Source organism: Streptomyces sp. NPDC002076, from assembly GCF_053593835.1.
Window position 1 is genome coordinate 154,503 of sequence record NZ_JBSFDI010000016.1, and the last position, 19,305, is coordinate 173,807.

The following is a 19,305-nucleotide window of genomic DNA, read 5'->3' on the forward strand; positions in this document are numbered from 1 at the left end:
CACCGGCAGCCGTCCGGTTCGCCTCACATCGAGCATCCGTACGACGTGAAGCAGCGGAAAACGCTCGTGACGGCCCGGCAACTGCCACGCAACCTGGCCCCGTCAGGATCCTTTCATGACGGCGTCGCACCCTCCCCGCTCCGAGTCCCTCATCCACCTCGACAGCACGGCGCACCTCATGGACAGCATCAGCAGCCGGCTCGCCGGCCGGCTCCGGCTCGTCTCCCCGCTCGGCCACCGCCGCACGGCCCCGCCCGCCCTCGTCCTGGTCGCCCACGGCAGCCGCGACCCGCGCGCGCTGGAGACCGTGCGGACGCTCGCGGACCGGGTGCGCGAACTGCGCCCCGCCCTCCCCGTCCACCTGGGCCACATCGAGCTGAACGAGCCCCTGCTCCCGGACACCCTCGCCGCCCTGGGCGACACCCCCGCCGTCCTGGTCCCGCTGCTCCTCTCGCGCGGCTACCACGTCAAACAGGACATCCCCGAGATGGCTGCCGCCGCACCGGCACCGACCCGCCTGGCCACCCCGCTCGGCCCGCACCCGCTCCTGGTGGAGACCCTCTACGACCGCCTGGTCGAGTCCGGCTGGCCCCCGGCCATGGACGCGGCCACCCGTCGTGCGAGCGCGGTCGTCCTGGCCGCCGCCGGCTCCCGCGACCCCGACTCGGCCTCCGACACCCGCCGCACGGCCCGCCTCCTCGCGGACCGGCTGGGCGTCCCGGTCGTCCCGGCCTACGCCTCGGCGGCGACCCCGACGGTCCCGACAGCGGTACGGGCCCTGGCGGCGAGGGGCCGGCACAAGGTGGCGGTCGCGTCGTACTTCACGGCGCCGGGGCGTTTCGCGACGCAGTGCGCTCAGGCGGCGCCGTGGATGGCGTCGGCCCCTCTGGGCGCGCATCCGGCGATGGCTCGCCTGATCCTGCACCGGTACGACCAGGCACGGGTGACGAGGCAGGCGGAACTGGCTTCGGCTTGAAAGAAGGGGCTGCGAAAAGGGGGCGCGGGGCTGTGTCGATATGCGGCTCCGCCGCGTGGGCGCGACAAGCCGCACACGAGCCGCACCCGCCTCAAAACAGAACAGGGCAGATGAGTAGGCATACTGTCGAAGAATGGAAGGCACCGCACTCGACAACGGCCCCTACGATCCAACCTCAGCGGAGCGTTGGGTGCCCGAGCCCGACAAACGCCCCGGCCGCACCGCCTTCCAACGCGACCGCGCCCGCATCCTGCACTCCGCCGCGCTCAGAAGACTGGCAGGCAAGACCCAGGTCGTCACGCCAGGCAGCCAGAGCCAGGCATGGGACGCCAGCCCCCGGACAAGGCTCACCCACTCCCTGGAATGCGCCCAGGTGGGCCGGGAGCTCGGCGCGGCCCTGGGCTGTGACCCCGACCTGGTGGAGGCCGCCTGCCTGGCCCACGACCTCGGCCACCCGCCCTTCGGCCACAACGGCGAACAGGCGCTGAACGCCTTCGCGGACGACTGCGGCGGCTTCGAGGGCAACGCCCAGTCCCTCAGGCTCCTCACCCGTATCGAGCCCAAACGGTTCACTGCCGGGGGCACCCGTTCGGTCGGCCTCAACCTCACCCGCGCCACCCTCGACGCCGCCACCAAGTACCCCTGGCCGCGCGGCGCCCACCCCACCGACCCGGCGTCGAGGAAGTTCGGTGTCTACGCGGACGACCGCCCGGTGTTCGACTGGGTCAGGGCGCACGCCCCCGGCACCCGCACCTGCTTCGAGGCCCAGGTCATGGACTGGGCGGACGACGTGGCGTACTCGGTGCACGACGTCGAGGACGGCCTGCACGCCGGTCACATCGACCCCAACTGCCTGCACGCCGAGCCCGAGCGGCAGGCGGTGTTCGAGGTCGCCATCGGCAGATACGTTCCCGCGGACACCGCCCCGGCCGAACTGGCCGCCGCCCTCGACCGGCTCCAGGACGAGGAGTGGTGGCCGCACGGCTACGACGGCACGGCGGGCGCCCAGGCCCGCCTGAAGGACGCCACCAGCCAGCTCATCGGCCGGTTCTGCCTGGCCGCCGAGGGCGCCACCCGCGTCGCGTACGGCACCGGCCGGCTCACCCGCTACGACGCCGAACTCGTCGTACCGCGCGAGGCCCGCATGGAGTGCGCGGTGCTCAAGGCGGTCGCGGACCGGTATGTGATGCAGCGCGCCGAGCAGGAGCGGCTGCGCGCGGACCAGCGGGTCGTCGTGGCGGAGCTGGCGGAGGCGCTCACCGCCCGCGCGCCGGACGGGCTGGATCCACAGTTTCGGGCCCTGTTCGACGGGGCAGACGACGACCACGCACGCAAGCGGGTGATCGTCGACCAGATCGCCTCCCTCACGGACGCCTCCGCGCGCTCGCTGCACGCGAGACTTACGGGGCATATGTGAGAGGAACATGACCGTCCGTGGCCTGATCGGGTCACTCCCTCTTCCCGCAGCACGCCCGGTGCGGGACGCTCGCATGTGGCGGCACCCTTACGAGGAGGCATCAAGTGGTCGACGCGGATCAGACATTCGTCATCGTCGGGGGCGGACTCGCCGGCGCGAAGGCGGCCGAGACGCTCCGGGCGGAGGGCTTCACCGGCCGGGTGATACTGATCAGTGACGAACGCGACCACCCCTACGAGCGACCGCCGCTGTCCAAGGGCTATCTGCTCGGCAAGGAGGAACGCGACAGCGTCTTCGTGCACGAGCCGGCCTGGTACGCGCAGAACGACATCGAGCTGCACCTCGGCCAGTTCGTGGACCGCATCGACCGCAGCGCGAAGACGGTCCGCTTCGGCGACGACGGCACCCTCGTCCGCTACGACAAGCTGCTGCTGGTCACCGGCGCCGAGCCGCGCCGCCTGGACATCCCGGGCACCGACCTGGCGGGCGTGCACCACCTGCGCCGCCTCGCCCACGCCGAGCGCCTCAAGGGCGTCCTCGCGGCCCTCGGCCGGGACAACGGGCACATCGTGATCGCGGGCGCCGGCTGGATCGGCCTGGAGGTCGCGGCGGCGGCCCGCCAGTACGGCGCGGAGGTCACGGTGATCGAGCCGGCGCCGACCCCGCTGCACGGCGTCCTCGGCCCCGAGCTGGGCGGCGTCTTCGCCGAGCTGCACCGCGAGCACGGCGTCCGCTTCCACTTCGGGCGGCAGCTCACCGAGATCATCGGCCAGGACGGCATGGTCCTCGCGGTCCGCACCGACGACGGCGAGGAGCACCCGGCGCACGACGTGCTCGCCGCGATCGGGGCGGCGCCCCGGGTCGGCCTCGCGGAGGCGGCGGGCCTGGAGATCGCCGACCGGGCGCTCGGCGGCGGCATCGTCGTCGACGAGCGGCTGCGCACGTCCGACCCGGACGTCTACGCGGCCGGTGACGTGGCGTCCTTCCCGCTGGCCCGGTTCGACACCCGGCTGCGGGTGGAGCACTGGGCCAACGCCCTGAACGGCGGACCGGCGGCGGCCCGCGCGATGCTGGGCCAGGACATCGTCTACGACCGGGTGCCGTACTTCTTCACCGACCAGTACGACCTGGGCATGGAGTACAGCGGATGGGCGCCGGCCGGGTCGTACGACCAGGTGGTGATCCGGGGTGACGCCGGGAAGCGGGAGTTCATCGCGTTCTGGGTGCTGGAGGGACGCGTGCTGGCGGGGATGAACGTGAACGTGTGGGATGTCACAGACCAGATCCAGAAGCTGATCTGTTCCAGGGCCCAGGTGGACACGGAGGCCCTGGCCGACCCGCACGTGCCGCTGGAGAGCCTGACTTCCTGAGGACCGGGACTGTCACAGCACCCCCGTGCTGCGATACCCGGGGGACAACCCCCGGACCCCCGGCCGGGGGCCGGTCAGCGCGCCCCGGGTGTGTCAGTCCCGCCCCGTAGAATCACCTCGTGGCAGGACGGATCAACGACGAGGACGTGAAGGCGGTACGGGACGCGGTCCCGATCGACGCCGTGGTCTCCGAGTACCTCCAGCTGCGGGGCGCGGGCGGCGGCAACCTCAAGGGGCTGTGCCCGTTCCACGACGAGAAGTCGCCGTCCTTCCAGGTCAGCCCCAGCAAGGGCCTCTTCCACTGCTTCGGCTGCCAGGAGGGCGGCGACACCATCACCTTCGTGATGAAGGTGGACCACCTCTCCTTCTCGGAGGCGGTGGAGCGGCTCGCCGCCCAGGCCGGCATCACGCTGCGTTACGAGGAGGGCGGGTACAACCCGACCCACCAGCGGGGCGAGCGCATCCGCCTGGTCGAGGCGCACAAGATCGCCGCGCAGTGGTACGCCGAGCAGCTCGCCACCGGCCCCGAGGCCGAGACCGGCCGGATCTTCCTCGCCGAGCGCGGCTTCGACCAGGCCGCCGCCGTCCACTTCGGCGTCGGCTACAGCCCCCAGGGCTGGGACCACCTCACCCGCTATCTGCGCGGCAAGGGCTTCAGCGACAAGGAGCTGATCCTCTCCGGGCTGTCGCAGGAGGGCCGCCGGGGTCCCATCGACCGCTTCCGGGGCCGTCTGATGTGGCCGATCCGGGACATCGGCGGCGAGGTCGTCGGCTTCGGCGCCCGCAAGCTGTACGAGGCGGACAACGGCCCGAAGTACCTGAACACCCCCGATACGGCGATCTACAGGAAGAGCCAGGTGCTGTACGGCATCGACCTGGCGAAGAAGGAGATCGCCAAGGCCAGCCGCGCGGTCGTGGTCGAGGGCTACACCGACGTCATGGCCTGCCATCTCGCAGGCGTCACGACGGCCATCGCGACCTGCGGTACGGCCTTCGGCGGCGAGCACATCAAGATCCTGCGCCGGCTGCTGATGGACAACGGCAGCGCCCGCGTGATCTTCACCTTCGACGGCGACGCGGCGGGCCAGAAGGCCGCCCTGCGCGCCTTCGAGGACGACCAGAAGTTCGCCGCCGAGACCTACATCGCCATCGCGCCCGACGGCATGGACCCGTGCGAGCTGCGCCTGGCCAAGGGCGACGAGGCGGTGGCGGACCTGGCCGAACCGCGCACGCCGCTCTTCGAGTTCGCGCTGCGCCAGATCGTGAGCCGCTACGACCTGGACACGCCGGGGGGGCGCGCGGCCGCACTGGACGAAGCCGCGCCAGTCGTGGCCAAGATCAAAGACCGCAGCGTCCGGCGTGAGGTCGCGGTGCAACTGGCGGGCCTGGTCGGAATCCTGGATCAGGAATTCGTCGTGGATCGCGTCGGCTACCTGGTGCGCAGAAACGGGCACGGCGGCCAGGCTCCCGCGCCGGCGCGAAGCCGGATGCCGGAGTACGACGCCACACCGCGCCCGGCGAGCAGCGGCCCGGCCCTCACCCTGCGCAACCCGGTCTACGCCGCCGAACGCGAACTGCTCAAACTCGCCCTCCAGCGCCCCGAGCTGGTCTCCCCGGCCTTCGACGCCTACGGTGTGGACGAGTTCACCGCGCCGCCGTACGCGGCCGTCCGCCAGGCCGTCGCGGAGGCGGGCGGCGCGGAGTACGGCGTCCAGGACCCGCAGGAGTACCTGGTCCGGGTCCGTGAGGCCGCGCCCGACGACACCGTCCGCGCGATGGTCACCGAGCTGGCCGTGGAACCGATCCTGCGCCGCACGGTCGACGAGACCTACGCCGGCACGGTCCTGGTCCAGATCCGCCGCCGCGCCGTCGAGCGCCGCATCCACGACATCCAGTCCCAGCTGACCCGCCTCGCCACCGGCGGCGACCCCGCCCAACTGGCCGCCGTACAGAACGAGATGTGGGTGCTGCAGCAGTACGACCAGGCGCTCCGGGAGCGGGGGGCGGAGGCGCTCTAGCGGCCCGCGAAGGTCGGTGTCACCGCCTGCACCAGCCGCTTCGCGAACTCGCGCCCGCGGTGGGCGAACCGCGGGTACTCGGTGACGAAGTGGTCCCACTCGACGTATTCCACGGCCTGTGCCACCTCTCGCAGGGTGACCAGATCGCGGTCCCGGCCGGACGAGTCGGCGCTGCCCGAGAGCTGGAAGGCCCGCAGCAGCAGGTCGTAGCGGAGCGGGTGGGATTCGGCCAGCAGTACGGCGTCGTACAGGTCCTTGCCCTGGGGATGCATGTCGTCCATCAGCCACATCAGCTTCCAGGCCAGCGACAGCTCGGGGGACGCGGCCGACAGCACGGCTCGGCCGGGTAGTTCGACCGGCTCGGGCTGCTCGGGCAGCTCCTCGTTGAAGACGAAGTCCAGCTGCACGTGCCCGCCGGGCAGGCCGGGTGCCGACCAGGGCAGGAGCATGCGGCGGCCGGGCACACGGTCGTAGGTCCAGATGTCCTCCACGAGGGTGCTCCGGGCCGCGAACCTCACTTCTCCGGCGTCCGCCGCCCGCGCCTGCGCCGCCTCCGCGATGCCGTCGAGCATCCGGGTCGTGCGCGCCTCCTCGATCCCCCAGTCCGCCGGTACGACGACGAAGTCCAGGTCGCCGGGCTCGCGGGCCGCCTCCCCGAACCACAGCGACATCAGCAGACTGCCGCGCAGCACCAGGGACTCGACCCACTCGGAGTCCCCGATCGCGGCCAGGACCAGGTGCAGCGCCTGCCGCCGGGCCGTACGCCACGCCTCGCCGCGCGCCGGGTCGGCGAAGGCGGGGTCGGTGGCGCGGTAGGCGTTCTGGTACTGCTTGAGGGCCGGTTCGAAGACGGGCCGCTGGGTCACGTCTTCGCCGGGTACCTGCGTCAGCGTGCGCGGCAGGTCGTTCGCCCGCCGGGTCGCCTCGTCCAGGGGCTCTGCGGGAAGCCGCTCGCTGCGCCACAGGGCGCGCCATGTCTCGCTCACGCCGACACCTCCAGCCATCCCTCGTCCACCGACTCATCGCTGTCGTGCAGCACGAACTCCCGCTCCACGGACAGGACTTCGAACCCGCCGAGTTCCGAGAGCAGCAGACGCAGAGCTTGTTCGGCCGCCGCGTCGCGGACACCCCGGCAGCGCTGCGTCACGAACCGCTCGTGCCGTCCGTCCTCGCACACCCGGCGTGCGTTCCACGACAGGTGCGCGCCGTGCGGGACGACCCGTGCGGTCAACGAGGCCAGGTCGGTCTCCGCGTCCAGGAGCAGCTTCACATGGTGCTCGAAGTACTGCCCGCCCCCGCACGGCCCATCGGGCACCTCCGGCGCCCACGGCACCGACTCCGTCTTCACCCGGACCGGCGCGAAACCGGCCGACCGCAGCGCCGCCACCGTCCGGTCCGCCCGCGCCGACTGCTCGGCGTACGAGGCCGAACCGGCCAGGGTCAGCATCGGCTGGTCCTGCATCCGGCCGCGGGCCAGCACGATGTGCGTCAGCTTCAGCCCGGCCGCCTCCGCCCAGCCGCGCAGCCGCTTTGTCTCGGCGGGGCCGGCACAGCGGACGGTGACATGGGTTTCGTACAGAAGTCCGGACACCCGGGGATCCTCCCAGATCAAGGCCGGACCCGGCGCCCGGTTTTCCTGCGTCGATCACCATCCGGTCACGAACCGGACGCAAAAAGTCACCGCAAGCCCCTCGTGGCGGGGATGTGTCGTACTCCACACTGGGTCCGGTGCCCGAGTCCTCGGAGCGCAGGCCGTCGACTCTCCGCTCCCGAAGTACCGCTGCCGCACAGCCTTCAGCAGCGATCATCCTGGAGGTCGCCCCCGTGCAGACCCAGACCCTCACCCAGACCGACAGCGCCACCAGTGCCACCAGTGCCACCGGTACCACCGGCACGACCGCGGACGAGCCGGACGCGGAGCTGGACGTCCTCGTGGCCGTGCCCCCGCAGGGCCGCCCCGCCCACCACCCGGAGGCGGTGCCCGCCGAGCCGGTGGAACCACCGGCGGAGGCGCTCGTGGACGAGCCCGAGGAGGACGGCGAACCGCTGGAGGCCGCCGAGCCCGTCGAGACACGGGTCGCCGCCCGGGCCGAGACCGGCGGCCCCTCGGCCGACCTGTTCCGCCAGTACCTGCGCGAGATCGGCCGTATCCCGCTGCTCACCGCCGCAGAGGAGGTCGAACTCGCCCGCCGGGTCGAGGCCGGCCTGTTCGCCGAGGAGAAGCTGGGCAACGCCTCCGATCTGGACAGCCAGTTGGCGCTCGACCTGGACCGGCTCGTCGTCATGGGGCGGATGGCCAAGCGGCGGCTCATCGAGGCCAACCTGCGGCTCGTCGTGTCCGTCGCCAAGCGGTACGTCGGCCGCGGCCTGACCATGCTCGACCTCGTCCAGGAGGGCAACCTCGGGCTGATCCGGGCGGTGGAGAAGTTCGACTACGCCCGCGGCTACAAGTTCTCGACCTACGCCACCTGGTGGATCCGCCAGGCCATGTCCCGGGCCCTGGCCGACCAGGCCCGCACCATACGGGTTCCGGTGCACGTGGTCGAACTGATCAACCGGGTCGTCCGGGTGCAGCGGCGCATGCTCCAGGAGCGGGGTTACGAGCCGACGCCCGAAGAGGTCGCCGCGCATCTCGACCTGCCGCCCGAACGGGTCTCCGAGGTGCTGCGCCTCGCCCAGGAGCCGGTCTCGCTGCACGCCCCGGTCGGCGAGGAGGACGACGTCGCCCTCGGCGACCTGATCGAGGACGGGGACGCGGCATCGCCGGTCGAGTCGGCGGCGTTCCTGCTGCTCCGGGAGCATCTGGAGGCCGTGCTGTCCACGCTGGGCGAGCGGGAGCGGAAGGTCGTACAGCTCCGGTACGGGCTCATCGACGGCCGGCCCCGCACGCTGGAGGAGATAGGCCGGCTGTTCGGGGTGACCCGGGAGCGGATACGGCAGATCGAGTCCAAGACCCTCAACAAGCTCCGGGATCATGCCTTCGCTGACCAGCTGAGGGGTTATCTGGACTGAACGGGGGGGGCCGCCTGCCGACGGCCCCCCCCGTGCGCCTAGTCCACCTCGGCCACAGCCTGCGCGAACTGGGCCTTGTACAGCCGGGCGTACGCACCGTCCGCGGCCAACAGCTCCGCGTGCGCGCCCTGTTCCACGATCGACCCGTTCTCCATCACGAGAATCGTGTCGGCGTCCCGGATCGTCGACAGCCGGTGCGCGATCACGAACGACGTCCGTCCCGCGGCCAGCTTGGCCATCGCCTTCTGGATCAGCACCTCGGTGCGGGTGTCGACCGAACTCGTCGCCTCGTCCAGCACCAGGATCGTCGGGTCGGACAGGAACGCCCGCGCGATGGTGATGAGCTGCTTCTCACCCGCGCTGACGCCCGTGCCCTCGTCGTCGATCACGGTGTCGTACCCGTCGGGGAGCGTGCGGATGAACCGGTCGGCGTGGGCCGCCCGTGCCGCCTCCTCGATCTCCCCGCGGGTGACCTCCCGGGACGCCCCGTATGCGATGTTGTCCGCGATGGTGCCGCCGAACAGCCAGGTGTCCTGCAGCACCATGCCGATACCGGAACGGAGTTCGTCCCGGGACATCTTCTGGATGTCGACCCCGTCGAGGGCGATCCGGCCGCCCGAGACGTCGTAGAACCGCATCAGCAGGTTGACCAGCGTGGTCTTGCCCGCACCCGTCGGACCGACGATCGCCACCGTGTGACCGGGCTCCACCGTGAGCGAGAGGTCCTCGATCAGCGGCTTCTCCGGGTCGTACCGGAAGGACACGTGCTCCAGCCGCACCCGGCCGCGCAGCTCCGCCGGCCGCTCGCCCGGCACCGGATCCGCCTCCTGCTCCTCCGCGTCCAGGAGTTCGAAGATCCGCTCGGCCGAGGCGACACCGGACTGCACCAGGTTCGCCATCGACGCGACCTGCGTCAGCGGCATCGAGAACTGCCGCGAGTACTGGATGAAGGCCTGGACGTCACCGATGGACAGGGAACCCGAGGCGACCCGCAGACCGCCGACCACCGCCACCAGGACGTAGTTCAGGTTCGACACGAACATCATCAGCGGCTGCATGACGCCGCTGTTGAACTGCGCCTTGAACCCGGCCTGGTACAGCGCCTCGTTCTGCTCGGCGAACTGCTTCGCCGACTCCTCCTGCCGGCCGAACACCTTCACCAGGGTGTGCCCGGTGTACATCTCCTCGACATGCGCGTTCAGTTTGCCGGTGGAGCGCCACTGCTGCACGAAGTGCGGCTGCGAGCGCTTGCCGACCCGGGTGGCCACCAGGAACGACAGCGGCACGGTGACCAGGGCGACCAGCGCCAGGATCCAGGAGACGTAGAACATCATCACGAGCACGCCGATGATGGTCAGCAGCGAGTTGATCAGCTGCCCCATCGACTGCTGGAGCGTCTGCCCGATGTTGTCGATGTCGTTCGTCGCGCGGGACAGCACCTCGCCGCGCTGGCGCTTGTCGAAGTACGACAGCGGCAGCCGTGACAGCTTCGCCTGCACGGACTCGCGCATCCGGTACATCGTGCGGTTCACGGCCCGGTTGACGAGCCGGGTGGCCACCGCCATCAGCAGGCCGGCGACCAGGAACGTACAGAGCGCGAACAGCAGGACGTTGCCGACGGCACCGAAGTCGATGCCCTTGCCGGGGGTGAAGTCGGTGCTCTTCAGCATGTCCGCGATGGAGCCCTGGCCATGGGCCCGCATCCGGTCGAGAACCTGCTCCTTGGTGACCCCGGCCGGCATCTGCCGGCCGATGATGCCGGCGAAGACCAGGTCGGTGGCCCTGCCGAGGATCTTCGGGCCGATCACGCTGAGGGTCACGCTGACGACCACACAGAGCAGCAGGCCGTAGATCGTGAGCCGTTCCGGTCTGAACTGGGCGACGAGCCGTTTGCCCGACCCCTTGAAGTCCATCGAGCGCTGGTCGGGGCCGCCCCCGGCCATCATGCGTCCCATGGGCCCTGCCATCAGGCGGCCTCCGCTTCCGTCAGCTGGGAGAGCACGATCTCCCGGTAGGTCTCGTTGCTCGCCATCAGCTCCCGGTGCCGGCCGGAGCCGACCACCCGGCCCTCGTCCAGCACGACGATCCGGTCCGCGTCCCGGATGGTCGCCACCCGCTGGGCGACGATGACGACGGTCGCCTCGGCGGTCTCGCGGGCGAGCGCGGCGCGCAGGGCCGCGTCGGTGGCGTAGTCGAGCGCGGAGAAGGAGTCGTCGAAGAGGTAGATCTCCGGGCGCTGGACCAGGGTGCGGGCGATGGCGAGCCGCTGGCGCTGGCCGCCGGAGACGTTCGTACCGCCCTGCGCGATCGGCGCGTCCAGGCCGCCCTCCAGCTTGCTCACGAAGTCCTTGGCCTGCGCCACCTCCAGCGCGTGCCACAGCTCCTCGTCGGTGGCGTCCGGGTTGCCGTAGCGCAGGTTGGTGGCGACCGTCCCCGCGAACAGGTACGGCTTCTGCGGCACCAGCCCGACCGTCCGCGCGAGCAGCTTCGGGTCGACCTCCTGCACGTCCACGCCGTCCACCAGGACCTCGCCCTCGGTGGCGTCGAACAGCCGCGGGACCAGCCCGAGCAGCGTCGACTTGCCGCTGCCGGTGGAGCCGATCACGGCCGTCACCTCACCGGGCCGGGCCACCAGGTCGATGGACTTCAGCACCGGCTCCTCGGCACCCGGATAGCGGAAGCCCGCGCCCCGGACCTCCAGATACCCGTGCCGGCGCAGCTCCGTGACCGGCGCGACCGGCGGAACCACGCTGGAGTCGGTCCCGAGGACCTCCTCGATGCGCTCGGCGCACACCTCCGCGCGCGGCACCATCATGAACATGAAGGTGGCCATCATCACGGACATGACGATCTGCATCAGATAGGCGAGGAAGGCGGTCAGGTCACCGATCTGCATCCCGCCGCTGTCGATCCGGTGCGCGCCGAACCACACCACCGCGATCGACGACAGGTTCACCACCGTCATGACGATCGGGAACATCAGCGCGAGCATCCGGCCGGTGGCCAGCTGCATCTCGGTGAGATCGCCGTTGGCCTTCCCGAACCGGCCCTGCTCGTACTCGTCGCGCACGAAGGCGCGGATCACCCGGTTGCCGGTGATCTGCTCGCGCAGCACCCGGTTCACCGTGTCCAGGCGGACCTGCATCGAGCGGAACAGCGGGCGCAGCCGGCGCACGATGAGCGTCACGGAGATCGCCAGCACCGGCACGACGGCCACGAGCACCCCGGACAGCGGCACGTCCAGGCCGAGCGCCAGCACGATGCCGCCCACACACATGATGGGCGCCGACACCATCAGGGTGAACGTCATCAGGGCCAGCATCTGGACCTGCTGTACGTCGTTCGTCGTACGGGTGATGAGCGACGGCGCGCCGAAGTGACCCACCTCGCGCGCGGAGAAGGACTGCACCCGGTCGAAGACGGCCCCGCGCACGTCCCGGCCGAGCGCGGAGGCGGTCCGCGCACCGAAGTACACGGCGCCGATGTTGCACACGACCTGCGCGAGCGAGATGCCGATCATCAGGGCACCGAAGGACAGGATGTAGTCCGTGTCGCCCTTCACGACACCGTTGTCGATGATGTGCGCGTTCAGCGTGGGCAGGTAGAGGGTGGCGCAGGTCTGCAGGAACTGCAGCAGCACCAGCAGGGCGATGGGCTTCTTGTAGGGCCTGAGATAGGTCCGCAGGAGTCGTATGAGCACGCTGGGTCTCTCGGAGTCGGCGGGTGGGGGCTGGTCGGTTGCCCCTGGCCCCTATCGTCGGACACTCCACCCGCGTTACCTCAACCGATTAACCCGACAGCGGACCAAGGACCGACGGTGCCTCGGCCGCCGGCCCTACGTCTCACACGCGGAACGCCCCCGGGTGGGTCTGCTCCCGCACCGCCGTGAACTGCTGCCGCACCGCCTGGCCCACGGGCAGTTCGTCGCCCGGCTCCAGCACCTGCGCCGCCGCGCCCTGCCAGGCCGGCGGGGTGCGCGGATCGAGCGCGCCCTGCGACACACCGAGCGCCCAGGCCGCCTGCCGGGCCGCGCCGATCGCCGCGTAGTCCGCGGGCTGCGGTACGACGACCTGCGCGCCGAACAGCGAGGGCGCCGAGGCCTGCACGGCGGGCAGCTCGGCGGCCGGCCCGAGCAGGAAGATGCGCCGCACGTCCACGCCCCGCCCGCGCAGCACGTCCAGCGCGTCGCCGAGCCCGCACAGCATGCCCTCGAACGCGGCGCGCGCCAGATGCTCGGGCTTCATCGACTCGCGCCTGAGGCCCGCGAGAGTCCCGGCGGTGTGCGGCAGATTCGGCGTCCGCTCTCCCTCCAGATAGGGGAGCAGGACCAGTCCGTGCGCGCCCGGCGTGGACTTCATCGCCAGCTCGGACAGGCTCTCCAGATCCGGCAGCCCGAGGAGTTCGGCGGTCCCGCGCAGGGCCCGTACGGCGTTCAGGGTGGTGACGACCGGCAGGTGCATGCCGGTGGCGTCGGCGAGCGAGGTGATCATCCCGGACTGGTCGGCGAGCGCCTCGGGGTGCACGGCCATCACGGACCCGGAGGCACCGAGGGACACGACCGCGTCCCCCAGCCCGATCCCGAGCCCGAACGCGGCGGCCATGGTCTCCCCGGTCCCGGCGGAGATCAGCAGCCCCTCCGGGGTCGTACCGGCCGCGTCCGACGGGCCGATCACCTCCGGCAGCATCGCCTGATGGCCGAGCGCCAGCTCGACCAGGTCGGGCCGGTAGGCGCCGGTGGCGGCAGACCAGTACCCGGTGCCGGACGCCCCACCGCGATCGGTGGTCCTGCGCACCGGCCGCCCGAGCAACTGCCAGACCAGCCAGTCGTGCGCCTGCAGCAGTACGGCCGTGCGGCGGGCGTTCTCGGGCTCGCTCTTGGCGAGCCAGCGCAGCTTGGTGACGGGCTGGGCGGCCTGCGGCACGCAGCCGACGGCCTGCGCCCAGGCCTCCCGCCCGCCGAGCGCGTCGATCAGGTCGGCCGCCGCGACCTGCGCCCGCTTGTCCGCGCCGACCAGCGCCGGGCGCACGGTGTTGCCCTGGGCGTCCAGCGGGACCAGTGCGTTCTGCTGGGCCGACACGCCGATGGCCTGCACGCCCTCCAAGAGGCCGCCGCCGGCCGCCTCACCGAGGGAGAGCAGCCAGGCCTGCGGGTCCACGTCGCTGGGCCGGCCCTCCACTGGATGCTGGGCGTATCCCTGCCGCAGTACGGCACCGGTGTCCGTGTCGCAGACCACGATGCGTGTGAAGTCCGGTGAGCTGTCCAAGCCGGCGACTATCCCCATGCCCTGAATTTTGCAGCATTCCTGTGGATGATGCGGTGGCAGTGGGCGGCCAAGGGAGTGGGGAGGCGTGCACTCCTACGTGTTGCTCGTGCCCCAGTCGTCCTCCGGGGTGCCGTTCAGGTTCCGTTCCCGCAGGGAGCGGACCCGCTGGGCCACGGTCTCGGGGACGCGGTCGCCGACCCTGTGGCTGACCGTGTGGAAGGCCTTGCCGGCGTACTGGCGGCCCTGCTGGGCGGCGGTCTCGGCGGTATTGCGGACGGCCGGGTTCTGCGCGATCCGCCGAGCGGACTTCTTCAGCTGCTCGTAGCGCTCGCGACCGGCCCTCGTGCCGAGCACGTAACCGAGGGCCAGTCCGGCGACGAACGTGAGCCGGTAGCGCATGGCTGCCACCCTTCCCTTGCCTTGGTCTGCGGTGCGACGTGGGCGCCGAGGGGAACCGATTGGCGGAACACCCCCCTGCTTGCGCTAATGTATGTGTCGCAGCGAGCGAGCGCCCCCTGGCGAATACCCGGGGAGGTACGTTCGATGCAAACGAGGCGATCCTCCGTAGCTCAATTGGCAGAGCAGCCGGCTGTTAACCGGCAGGTTACTGGTTCGAGTCCAGTCGGGGGAGCTTCGGTCCTCCGTAGCTCAATTGGCAGAGCAGCCGGCTGTTAACCGGCAGGTTACTGGTTCGAGTCCAGTCGGGGGAGCGCGATGAACGAGGACCCCTTGGGGGTCCTTTTTCATGCCCGGGGGAACCGTCGCGCCTGCGTCAATGTCCTCAAGGTCATGAGCAGCACGGAAGCCGACCATCCGAAGCAGGAGATCGTATGAGCGGCTATGCTGCGGCAGACGGCGCGCACACTTGTACGCGACACGCCGCTATGGGGCGGTAGCTCAGCCGGTTAGAGCAGCGGACTCATAATCCGTCGGCCGTGGGTTCGAGTCCCACCCGCCCCACCAGGCACCGCAGATGCAGAAGCGTTTCTACCTGCGGCAACGGAGAAGGAGGGTCACCACGCCCGGCGTGGCGGCCCTCCTTCACCCCCTCAGACCAAGATCCAGTGGACACGTAGTGGACACGGGGGCGATCCAGTGGACAGAGGAGCCCTCATGCCGCCTTCCGACGCCCGTTCGGAGTGCGGCGAGCAGGCCAGGCCGCTGCGGGCGGCAGGCCCGTCGGCAGCGCCCAGCCATCCAGGCCCGGGGCTTCGGAGCGGGCGATCGTGAAGCGTGTGAGTGAGAAGTCCGACCGCTGCTCTTCCGGATACCGGTAGTTGAAGTTCTCCACTCGAACCAGCTCAAGATCGTTCGCGGTGCAGTGATCACGTATCCACTTCACGGCCGCGTTGGCCGCGTCGTCCTGGCTGCGGCCGGCCAGTGTGATCATGCCGAGAAGATCGGATTCCGGTTGGGCCTGAGCTCCCACAGCCCAGGTGCCACCTGACTGCCGCGCGCCGTGGGCGAAGAAGACGGCGATGTCGCCCTGCCAGGCCGTCTCGGGGATCGCCAGAGGCGTGCGCACCTCGAAGGGGACGTCGCGGGGGACGACGGCCATCACCGACTCGGCCTCGGCCCGCATCATCTCGGGCAGCACGCTGGTGTACGTGTCGGAGGTGATCTGGCGGGAGGAGTGCCCTAGCTTCTCCTGGACCACCTTGATGTCGTTCCCGGCGAGCAGAGACAGGGTGGCGGCGAGGTGACGCAGGTCGTGCAGGCGGACCGACGGCAGGCCGGACAGCTCCACGAGGCGGGTGAAGCGTCGGGATATCCAGTCGGGGTGCAGTGCCTCCCCGTTCTCGTGCGTCCATACGCGGCCGGTCTCGACGTAGGCGTCTCTCCACTCCTGGCGCTTCTGTTCCTGCTTCGCACGGAAATTGACCAGGTTGTCGGCGGACTCCAGGCTCAGCGACAGGGTGCGGACGCTGTCGGCCTTCGGCGCTTCGCCGTACAGCTCGTAGGCGACCTCCACGATCTGCTGGGAGATCCGCAGCCAGAGGGCGTCCGTGTTGACCTCCGTCCACGGCAGCGCGGCCATCTCGCCGCGTCGGGGGCCGAGGAAGATGAAGCTGTGCCACAGCTCGTAGAGCCAGTCGCCCTTGACGAAGTCGAGGAACTGACCGGTCAGCTCCGGTGTCCAGACCATGACCGGGCCGGGCTTCTCGCCGGTGCGCTTCCAATGCTCGACGCGCTCGGGCGTCCAGACGAGTGGCTTCGGCCGGGTGACCGGCGGTAGCTCCACGAGCTGCGCCCAGTTCCTGGCGAACGCCTGCTCGCGCTTGATCCCCCAGGAGAGCGCCGAGCTGAGGGTGTCGTTGATGCGGTGCATGGTGGCGGCGGAGGTGACCTTTCGCAGCCCCTTCTTGCCCTCGCGGAGGGCCGCGTTCGCGTCGAGGAACGCTCGACGGGCGGCGCGGCGCTCCTCCTTCTTCCCGGCCGCCTTCACCCAGGCCCGGTGCGCGTCGTCGCGTTCCTTCTGGAGCTGATCGACGCGGAGACGGTGGAGGATCCGCTCGGCGTTCTCCTTCTCGATCGCGTCGTACATCCGGTCTAGGTGACTCACCTTGAGGTCACGGCGCTTGATGTGGCCGAGGTGAGGGACGAGGTAGTTGGTGATGTGCTCTTCGTAGCCGTGGCGAGTGGTGCGGGCGAGGGACTTCTTCGCCTTGATCCAGCGCAGGAAGAAGTCGCCGCACTTCTCGTCGGACAGCACGTCGGTGCCGGCGGTGGCGGCGTCGTACAGCTCCTTAGCCTTCTTCTTCGCGTCGTCCTTGGTGGCGAAGCCGCCGCGGCGTACGCGCTGGCGCTTGCCTCCCTCGCCTGCTTCCAACTCGAAGTAGAACGCCCAGGTTCCGTGCCCCTTCCCCAGTTTGGGACATGTTGTGCCGATGGAGCCGATCTTGGGATTGCCCTCGGCGTCGAGGATGGGCTTGCCGTCCTTGTCCTTGAGTGGCCCCTTGCACTGACATCGCCGGTAGTAGCTCGGCGAGAACATCCGACCCCCTGCTATCAACTGGCTCGCTGCCAGTCGCCGTTGTACGCACGTGTCCGTACGTGTCTTGCTTGCTCTCTCTCGATCTTGCTGGGGCTGTCGGACACTGTTGTAAAGTCGCCTACAAGTTGGCGTGGGGGAGATTGCGACCAACGAAATGACTGCTCAGGAAGCGGGCGGGCAGGCTTCGGCCGGGGCGATGAGCCTGGAGGAGCTCCTGTCTCTTCCGGCCACGGTCAACGTGACAACTGCTGGGCGTGCCCTCGGGATCGGCCGTGACAAGGCGTACGAGCTGATCCGCAACGGGTCCTTCCCGGTCCGCACGCTCACGTTGGGTCGGACGGTACGTGTGCCGACGGCGGAGCTGTGGAAGCTGCTCGGATTGGAGGAGCGGCGCGGAGCGTGATGAGTCGAGAGGTGTTCGGACGATTTAGCAAGATTGTGACCTATCTCCTGTAAAGTTTTACGAGTGGGGGGGTCGGTAGGAGGGGCGAGGAGATGCCAAGGCTGTACGGCTTCGACGACATGGCGTACCGGCGTGTGCGCGAGAGCGAGGCTGAGGGCATTCGGGCTGCCGCTTCTCGGCGGCTGCTCAAGCAGAGCTACCCCGCCATCTGCGAGTGGATGAACGCGGAGGGGTACCGCACCACGCGGGGCGGTCTCTTCAAGCCGGACGTCCTGGCGAACGTCCTCGACCACCCGGCCATCGCCGGCCTGGCGGAGGACGAGAACGGTGAGTTGGTCGAGACCGGCGGCCCGGCGATCATCCCCCCCGAGGACTTCGTGGCTATCCGCGCGATGCGTCCCTCCAACAACCCGGACACCAAGCGGGCAGCGCAACGTGAGTACCTGATCTCCGGCCCTCTGGGTGTCTGTGGCCTGTGCGCGACCACGCTCAGCGCCTCGCCCTCGAACAGCGGTACCCGCGGCCACCGCTGTGCTCCGAGTACCGCGCAGCATCCCGGCGGATGCGGCAAGGTCCGCATCAATGCTGACCTTCTAGAGATCTACGTGGCTGAGCACGTACTGGCCGAGCTGGCCAAGCCGGAGGTCAGTGCACTGATCGGGCAGGCACGCGACCAGTTGCTGGCCGAAGCCGCTGAACTGCGCAAGAAGGCGGCTGCCGCGCGGCGGCGGCAGAAGAAGCTGGGCGAGGAGTACGCGACCTCGTCGGGCATGTCGATGAAGGCATTCAAGGCGGCCGATAGGGAGCTTGCACAGCAGATCCGTGCGGACTCGGCACAGGCCCGCTTCCTTGAGCAGGCCAAGCACGTCCCGGTCGGGGCTGTGCCGGACCTGGTTCGGTGGTGGAAGCACGCACCGCTGGTCGCGAAGAGGGGGGTCTTGGTCCTCATGCTGGAGCAAGTGGCTGTGTACCCGGCCGCGTCCAGGGGCTCGCGCACGGTGGACGCGGACCGGGTAGCACTGCACTGGCGCCGGTGGGGTGACGCCGAGTATGGCGAAAAGGTGGACGAGAAGTCCGCCTAGCCTCTACTGCCCACGCGCCTGCGGCTGGCGTCCGCTCTGACGGTGGCCAGGGAGAGGCCGATGGTCACGCATCCGATGGCCAATCCTGCCAACGCGGGGCTGATCGCGTTCTCTACAGACAACGGCCATGCGTGGCCGGCGTGGACGGCAATGAGGTAGCTGCTCCGGCTCATGGCGTAGGCGAGTCCGAACGCGCCGCCTGCCGCGCAGATGCTCAGGCCGAGGGCGGAGGCATGGCCGCGCAGCCGCGTGCGGCGGGCAAGGAGTGCGGAGATGGTGCTCACCTCCAACGCGGCAGCTGCGGAGAAGGCTAGATAGGTGAGCAGATACACGGTGACCTGGTGGTCACGCGCGTAGACCGTGGACAGGTCGACGTGTGCCGTGTCTATGCGATGGAACTCCCACAGGAGAAGCACGATGACGGCGCATGTGGCCGCCACGCGCTTCGTGACACTGGCGTTGACGCGCTCCCTCGGGTGCCGCCAGTCCACCACCATGACCTGGAGTCCGGCGCCGAAGACGACCGCCGCGAGGTCCGATGCCAGCGTGGCCAACTCATTGCACTTGGCCACCTGATCGACTGCGTCGGCAACGGTGGGGATTGCAAGAAGCGAGCCGATGAAAGCACTCAGAGAGGCGATGGCCCGCGCTCGCCGGGCCAGGCGGTACTCGGGCTTATGCCGACGCTGGAGGGTGGTGTACAGGCACAGCGCGCTCGTGAGCGCCGTGAGCAGGGCACAGGCGCTGAAGATTGGGCCGTCCAACGGG

General features: G+C 70.0%; 15 protein-coding genes and 3 tRNA genes. 10 read left to right on the forward strand and 8 right to left on the reverse strand.

What is annotated here, in order from left to right; translation table 11 throughout:
• Positions 1-115 precede the first annotated feature (115 nt).
• The 4 genes from ACWCQS_RS30410 to dnaG all read left to right on the forward strand — a co-directional run bounded on the left by ACWCQS_RS30410 (position 116) and on the right by dnaG (position 5,781).
• Positions 116-976: a sirohydrochlorin chelatase gene (locus tag ACWCQS_RS30410; protein ID WP_451007413.1), complete on the forward strand. Its 861-nt coding sequence runs from the start codon at positions 116-118 to the stop codon at positions 974-976.
• A gap of 133 nt (positions 977-1,109) precedes the next feature.
• The gene (locus ACWCQS_RS30415) at positions 1,110-2,393 is read left to right on the forward strand and encodes a deoxyguanosinetriphosphate triphosphohydrolase (protein WP_451007414.1); all 1,284 of its coding nucleotides are present in this window, start codon (positions 1,110-1,112) and stop codon (positions 2,391-2,393) included.
• Between the two features lie 104 nt (positions 2,394-2,497).
• On the forward strand, positions 2,498-3,763 hold the full coding sequence (locus ACWCQS_RS30420) for an NAD(P)/FAD-dependent oxidoreductase (RefSeq protein WP_451007415.1): 1,266 nt from the start codon (positions 2,498-2,500) through the stop codon (positions 3,761-3,763).
• A gap of 119 nt (positions 3,764-3,882) precedes the next feature.
• Positions 3,883-5,781: a DNA primase gene (gene dnaG / locus ACWCQS_RS30425; RefSeq protein ID WP_451007416.1), complete on the forward strand. Its 1,899-nt coding sequence runs from the start codon at positions 3,883-3,885 to the stop codon at positions 5,779-5,781.
• Here dnaG and ACWCQS_RS30430 read toward each other — a convergent pair.
• Positions 5,778-6,785 (reverse strand): nucleotidyl transferase AbiEii/AbiGii toxin family protein, encoded by a 1,008-nt coding sequence (locus ACWCQS_RS30430; RefSeq protein WP_451007417.1) that lies wholly within the window; start codon positions 6,783-6,785, stop codon positions 5,778-5,780. The two genes, dnaG and ACWCQS_RS30430, sit on opposite strands and share 4 nt — an antisense overlap.
• On the reverse strand, positions 6,764-7,372 hold the full coding sequence (locus ACWCQS_RS30435) for a hypothetical protein (protein ID WP_451007418.1): 609 nt from the start codon (positions 7,370-7,372) through the stop codon (positions 6,764-6,766). Before ACWCQS_RS30435 ends, ACWCQS_RS30430 begins: the two co-directional genes overlap by 22 nt.
• Before the next feature lie 137 nt (positions 7,373-7,509).
• Between ACWCQS_RS30435 and ACWCQS_RS30440 the strand changes: the two genes are divergently transcribed.
• The gene (locus ACWCQS_RS30440; protein WP_451007419.1) at positions 7,510-8,793 is read left to right on the forward strand and encodes an RNA polymerase sigma factor; all 1,284 of its coding nucleotides are present in this window, start codon (positions 7,510-7,512) and stop codon (positions 8,791-8,793) included.
• Positions 8,794-8,831: 38 nt separating this feature from the next.
• Here ACWCQS_RS30440 and ACWCQS_RS30445 read toward each other — a convergent pair whose 3' ends face one another.
• From ACWCQS_RS30445 to ACWCQS_RS30460, 4 genes are all read right to left on the reverse strand, one after another.
• Positions 8,832-10,760: an ABC transporter ATP-binding protein gene (locus ACWCQS_RS30445; RefSeq protein WP_451007420.1), complete on the reverse strand. Its 1,929-nt coding sequence runs from the start codon at positions 10,758-10,760 to the stop codon at positions 8,832-8,834.
• Positions 10,760-12,493: an ABC transporter ATP-binding protein gene (locus tag ACWCQS_RS30450; RefSeq protein WP_451007421.1), complete on the reverse strand. Its 1,734-nt coding sequence runs from the start codon at positions 12,491-12,493 to the stop codon at positions 10,760-10,762. The genes ACWCQS_RS30445 and ACWCQS_RS30450 overlap by 1 nt, the downstream gene beginning before the upstream one ends.
• A 142-nt stretch (positions 12,494-12,635) precedes the next feature.
• Complete coding sequence (locus ACWCQS_RS30455) at positions 12,636-14,075, reverse strand: FGGY family carbohydrate kinase (protein WP_451007422.1); 1,440 nt, start codon at positions 14,073-14,075, stop codon at positions 12,636-12,638.
• A gap of 75 nt (positions 14,076-14,150) precedes the next feature.
• Entirely contained in the window at positions 14,151-14,456 is a 306-nt protein-coding gene (locus tag ACWCQS_RS30460; RefSeq protein WP_451007423.1) for a YtxH domain-containing protein, read from the reverse strand.
• 159 nt (positions 14,457-14,615) lie between these two features.
• Here ACWCQS_RS30460 and ACWCQS_RS30465 point away from each other — a divergent pair.
• The 3 genes from ACWCQS_RS30465 (at position 14,616) to ACWCQS_RS30475 (ending at position 15,020) form a co-directional block, all read left to right on the forward strand.
• Positions 14,616-14,688: transfer RNA gene (locus ACWCQS_RS30465), tRNA-Asn, on the forward strand.
• Between the two features lie 6 nt (positions 14,689-14,694).
• Positions 14,695-14,767: transfer RNA gene (locus ACWCQS_RS30470), tRNA-Asn, on the forward strand.
• 176 nt (positions 14,768-14,943) lie between these two features.
• Positions 14,944-15,020, forward strand: a tRNA-Ile gene (locus ACWCQS_RS30475).
• 148 nt (positions 15,021-15,168) lie between these two features.
• Here the strand turns inward: ACWCQS_RS30475 and ACWCQS_RS30480 are convergent.
• Complete coding sequence (locus tag ACWCQS_RS30480) at positions 15,169-17,052, reverse strand: tyrosine-type recombinase/integrase (RefSeq protein ID WP_451007424.1); 1,884 nt, start codon at positions 17,050-17,052, stop codon at positions 15,169-15,171.
• A gap of 154 nt (positions 17,053-17,206) precedes the next feature.
• On the opposite strand from ACWCQS_RS30480, the gene ACWCQS_RS30485 reads away from it, so the two are divergent.
• Both ACWCQS_RS30485 and ACWCQS_RS30490 read left to right on the forward strand, forming a co-directional pair.
• Positions 17,207-17,455 (forward strand): DNA-binding protein, encoded by a 249-nt coding sequence (locus tag ACWCQS_RS30485; protein ID WP_451007425.1) that lies wholly within the window; start codon positions 17,207-17,209, stop codon positions 17,453-17,455.
• 134 nt (positions 17,456-17,589) lie between these two features.
• Positions 17,590-18,537 (forward strand): recombinase family protein, encoded by a 948-nt coding sequence (locus ACWCQS_RS30490; protein WP_451007426.1) that lies wholly within the window; start codon positions 17,590-17,592, stop codon positions 18,535-18,537.
• Here ACWCQS_RS30490 and ACWCQS_RS30495 read toward each other — a convergent pair.
• The gene (locus ACWCQS_RS30495) at positions 18,534-19,301 is read right to left on the reverse strand and encodes a hypothetical protein (RefSeq protein ID WP_330340116.1); all 768 of its coding nucleotides are present in this window, start codon (positions 19,299-19,301) and stop codon (positions 18,534-18,536) included. The two genes, ACWCQS_RS30490 and ACWCQS_RS30495, sit on opposite strands and share 4 nt — an antisense overlap.
• Between the last annotated feature and the right edge of the window lie 4 nt (positions 19,302-19,305).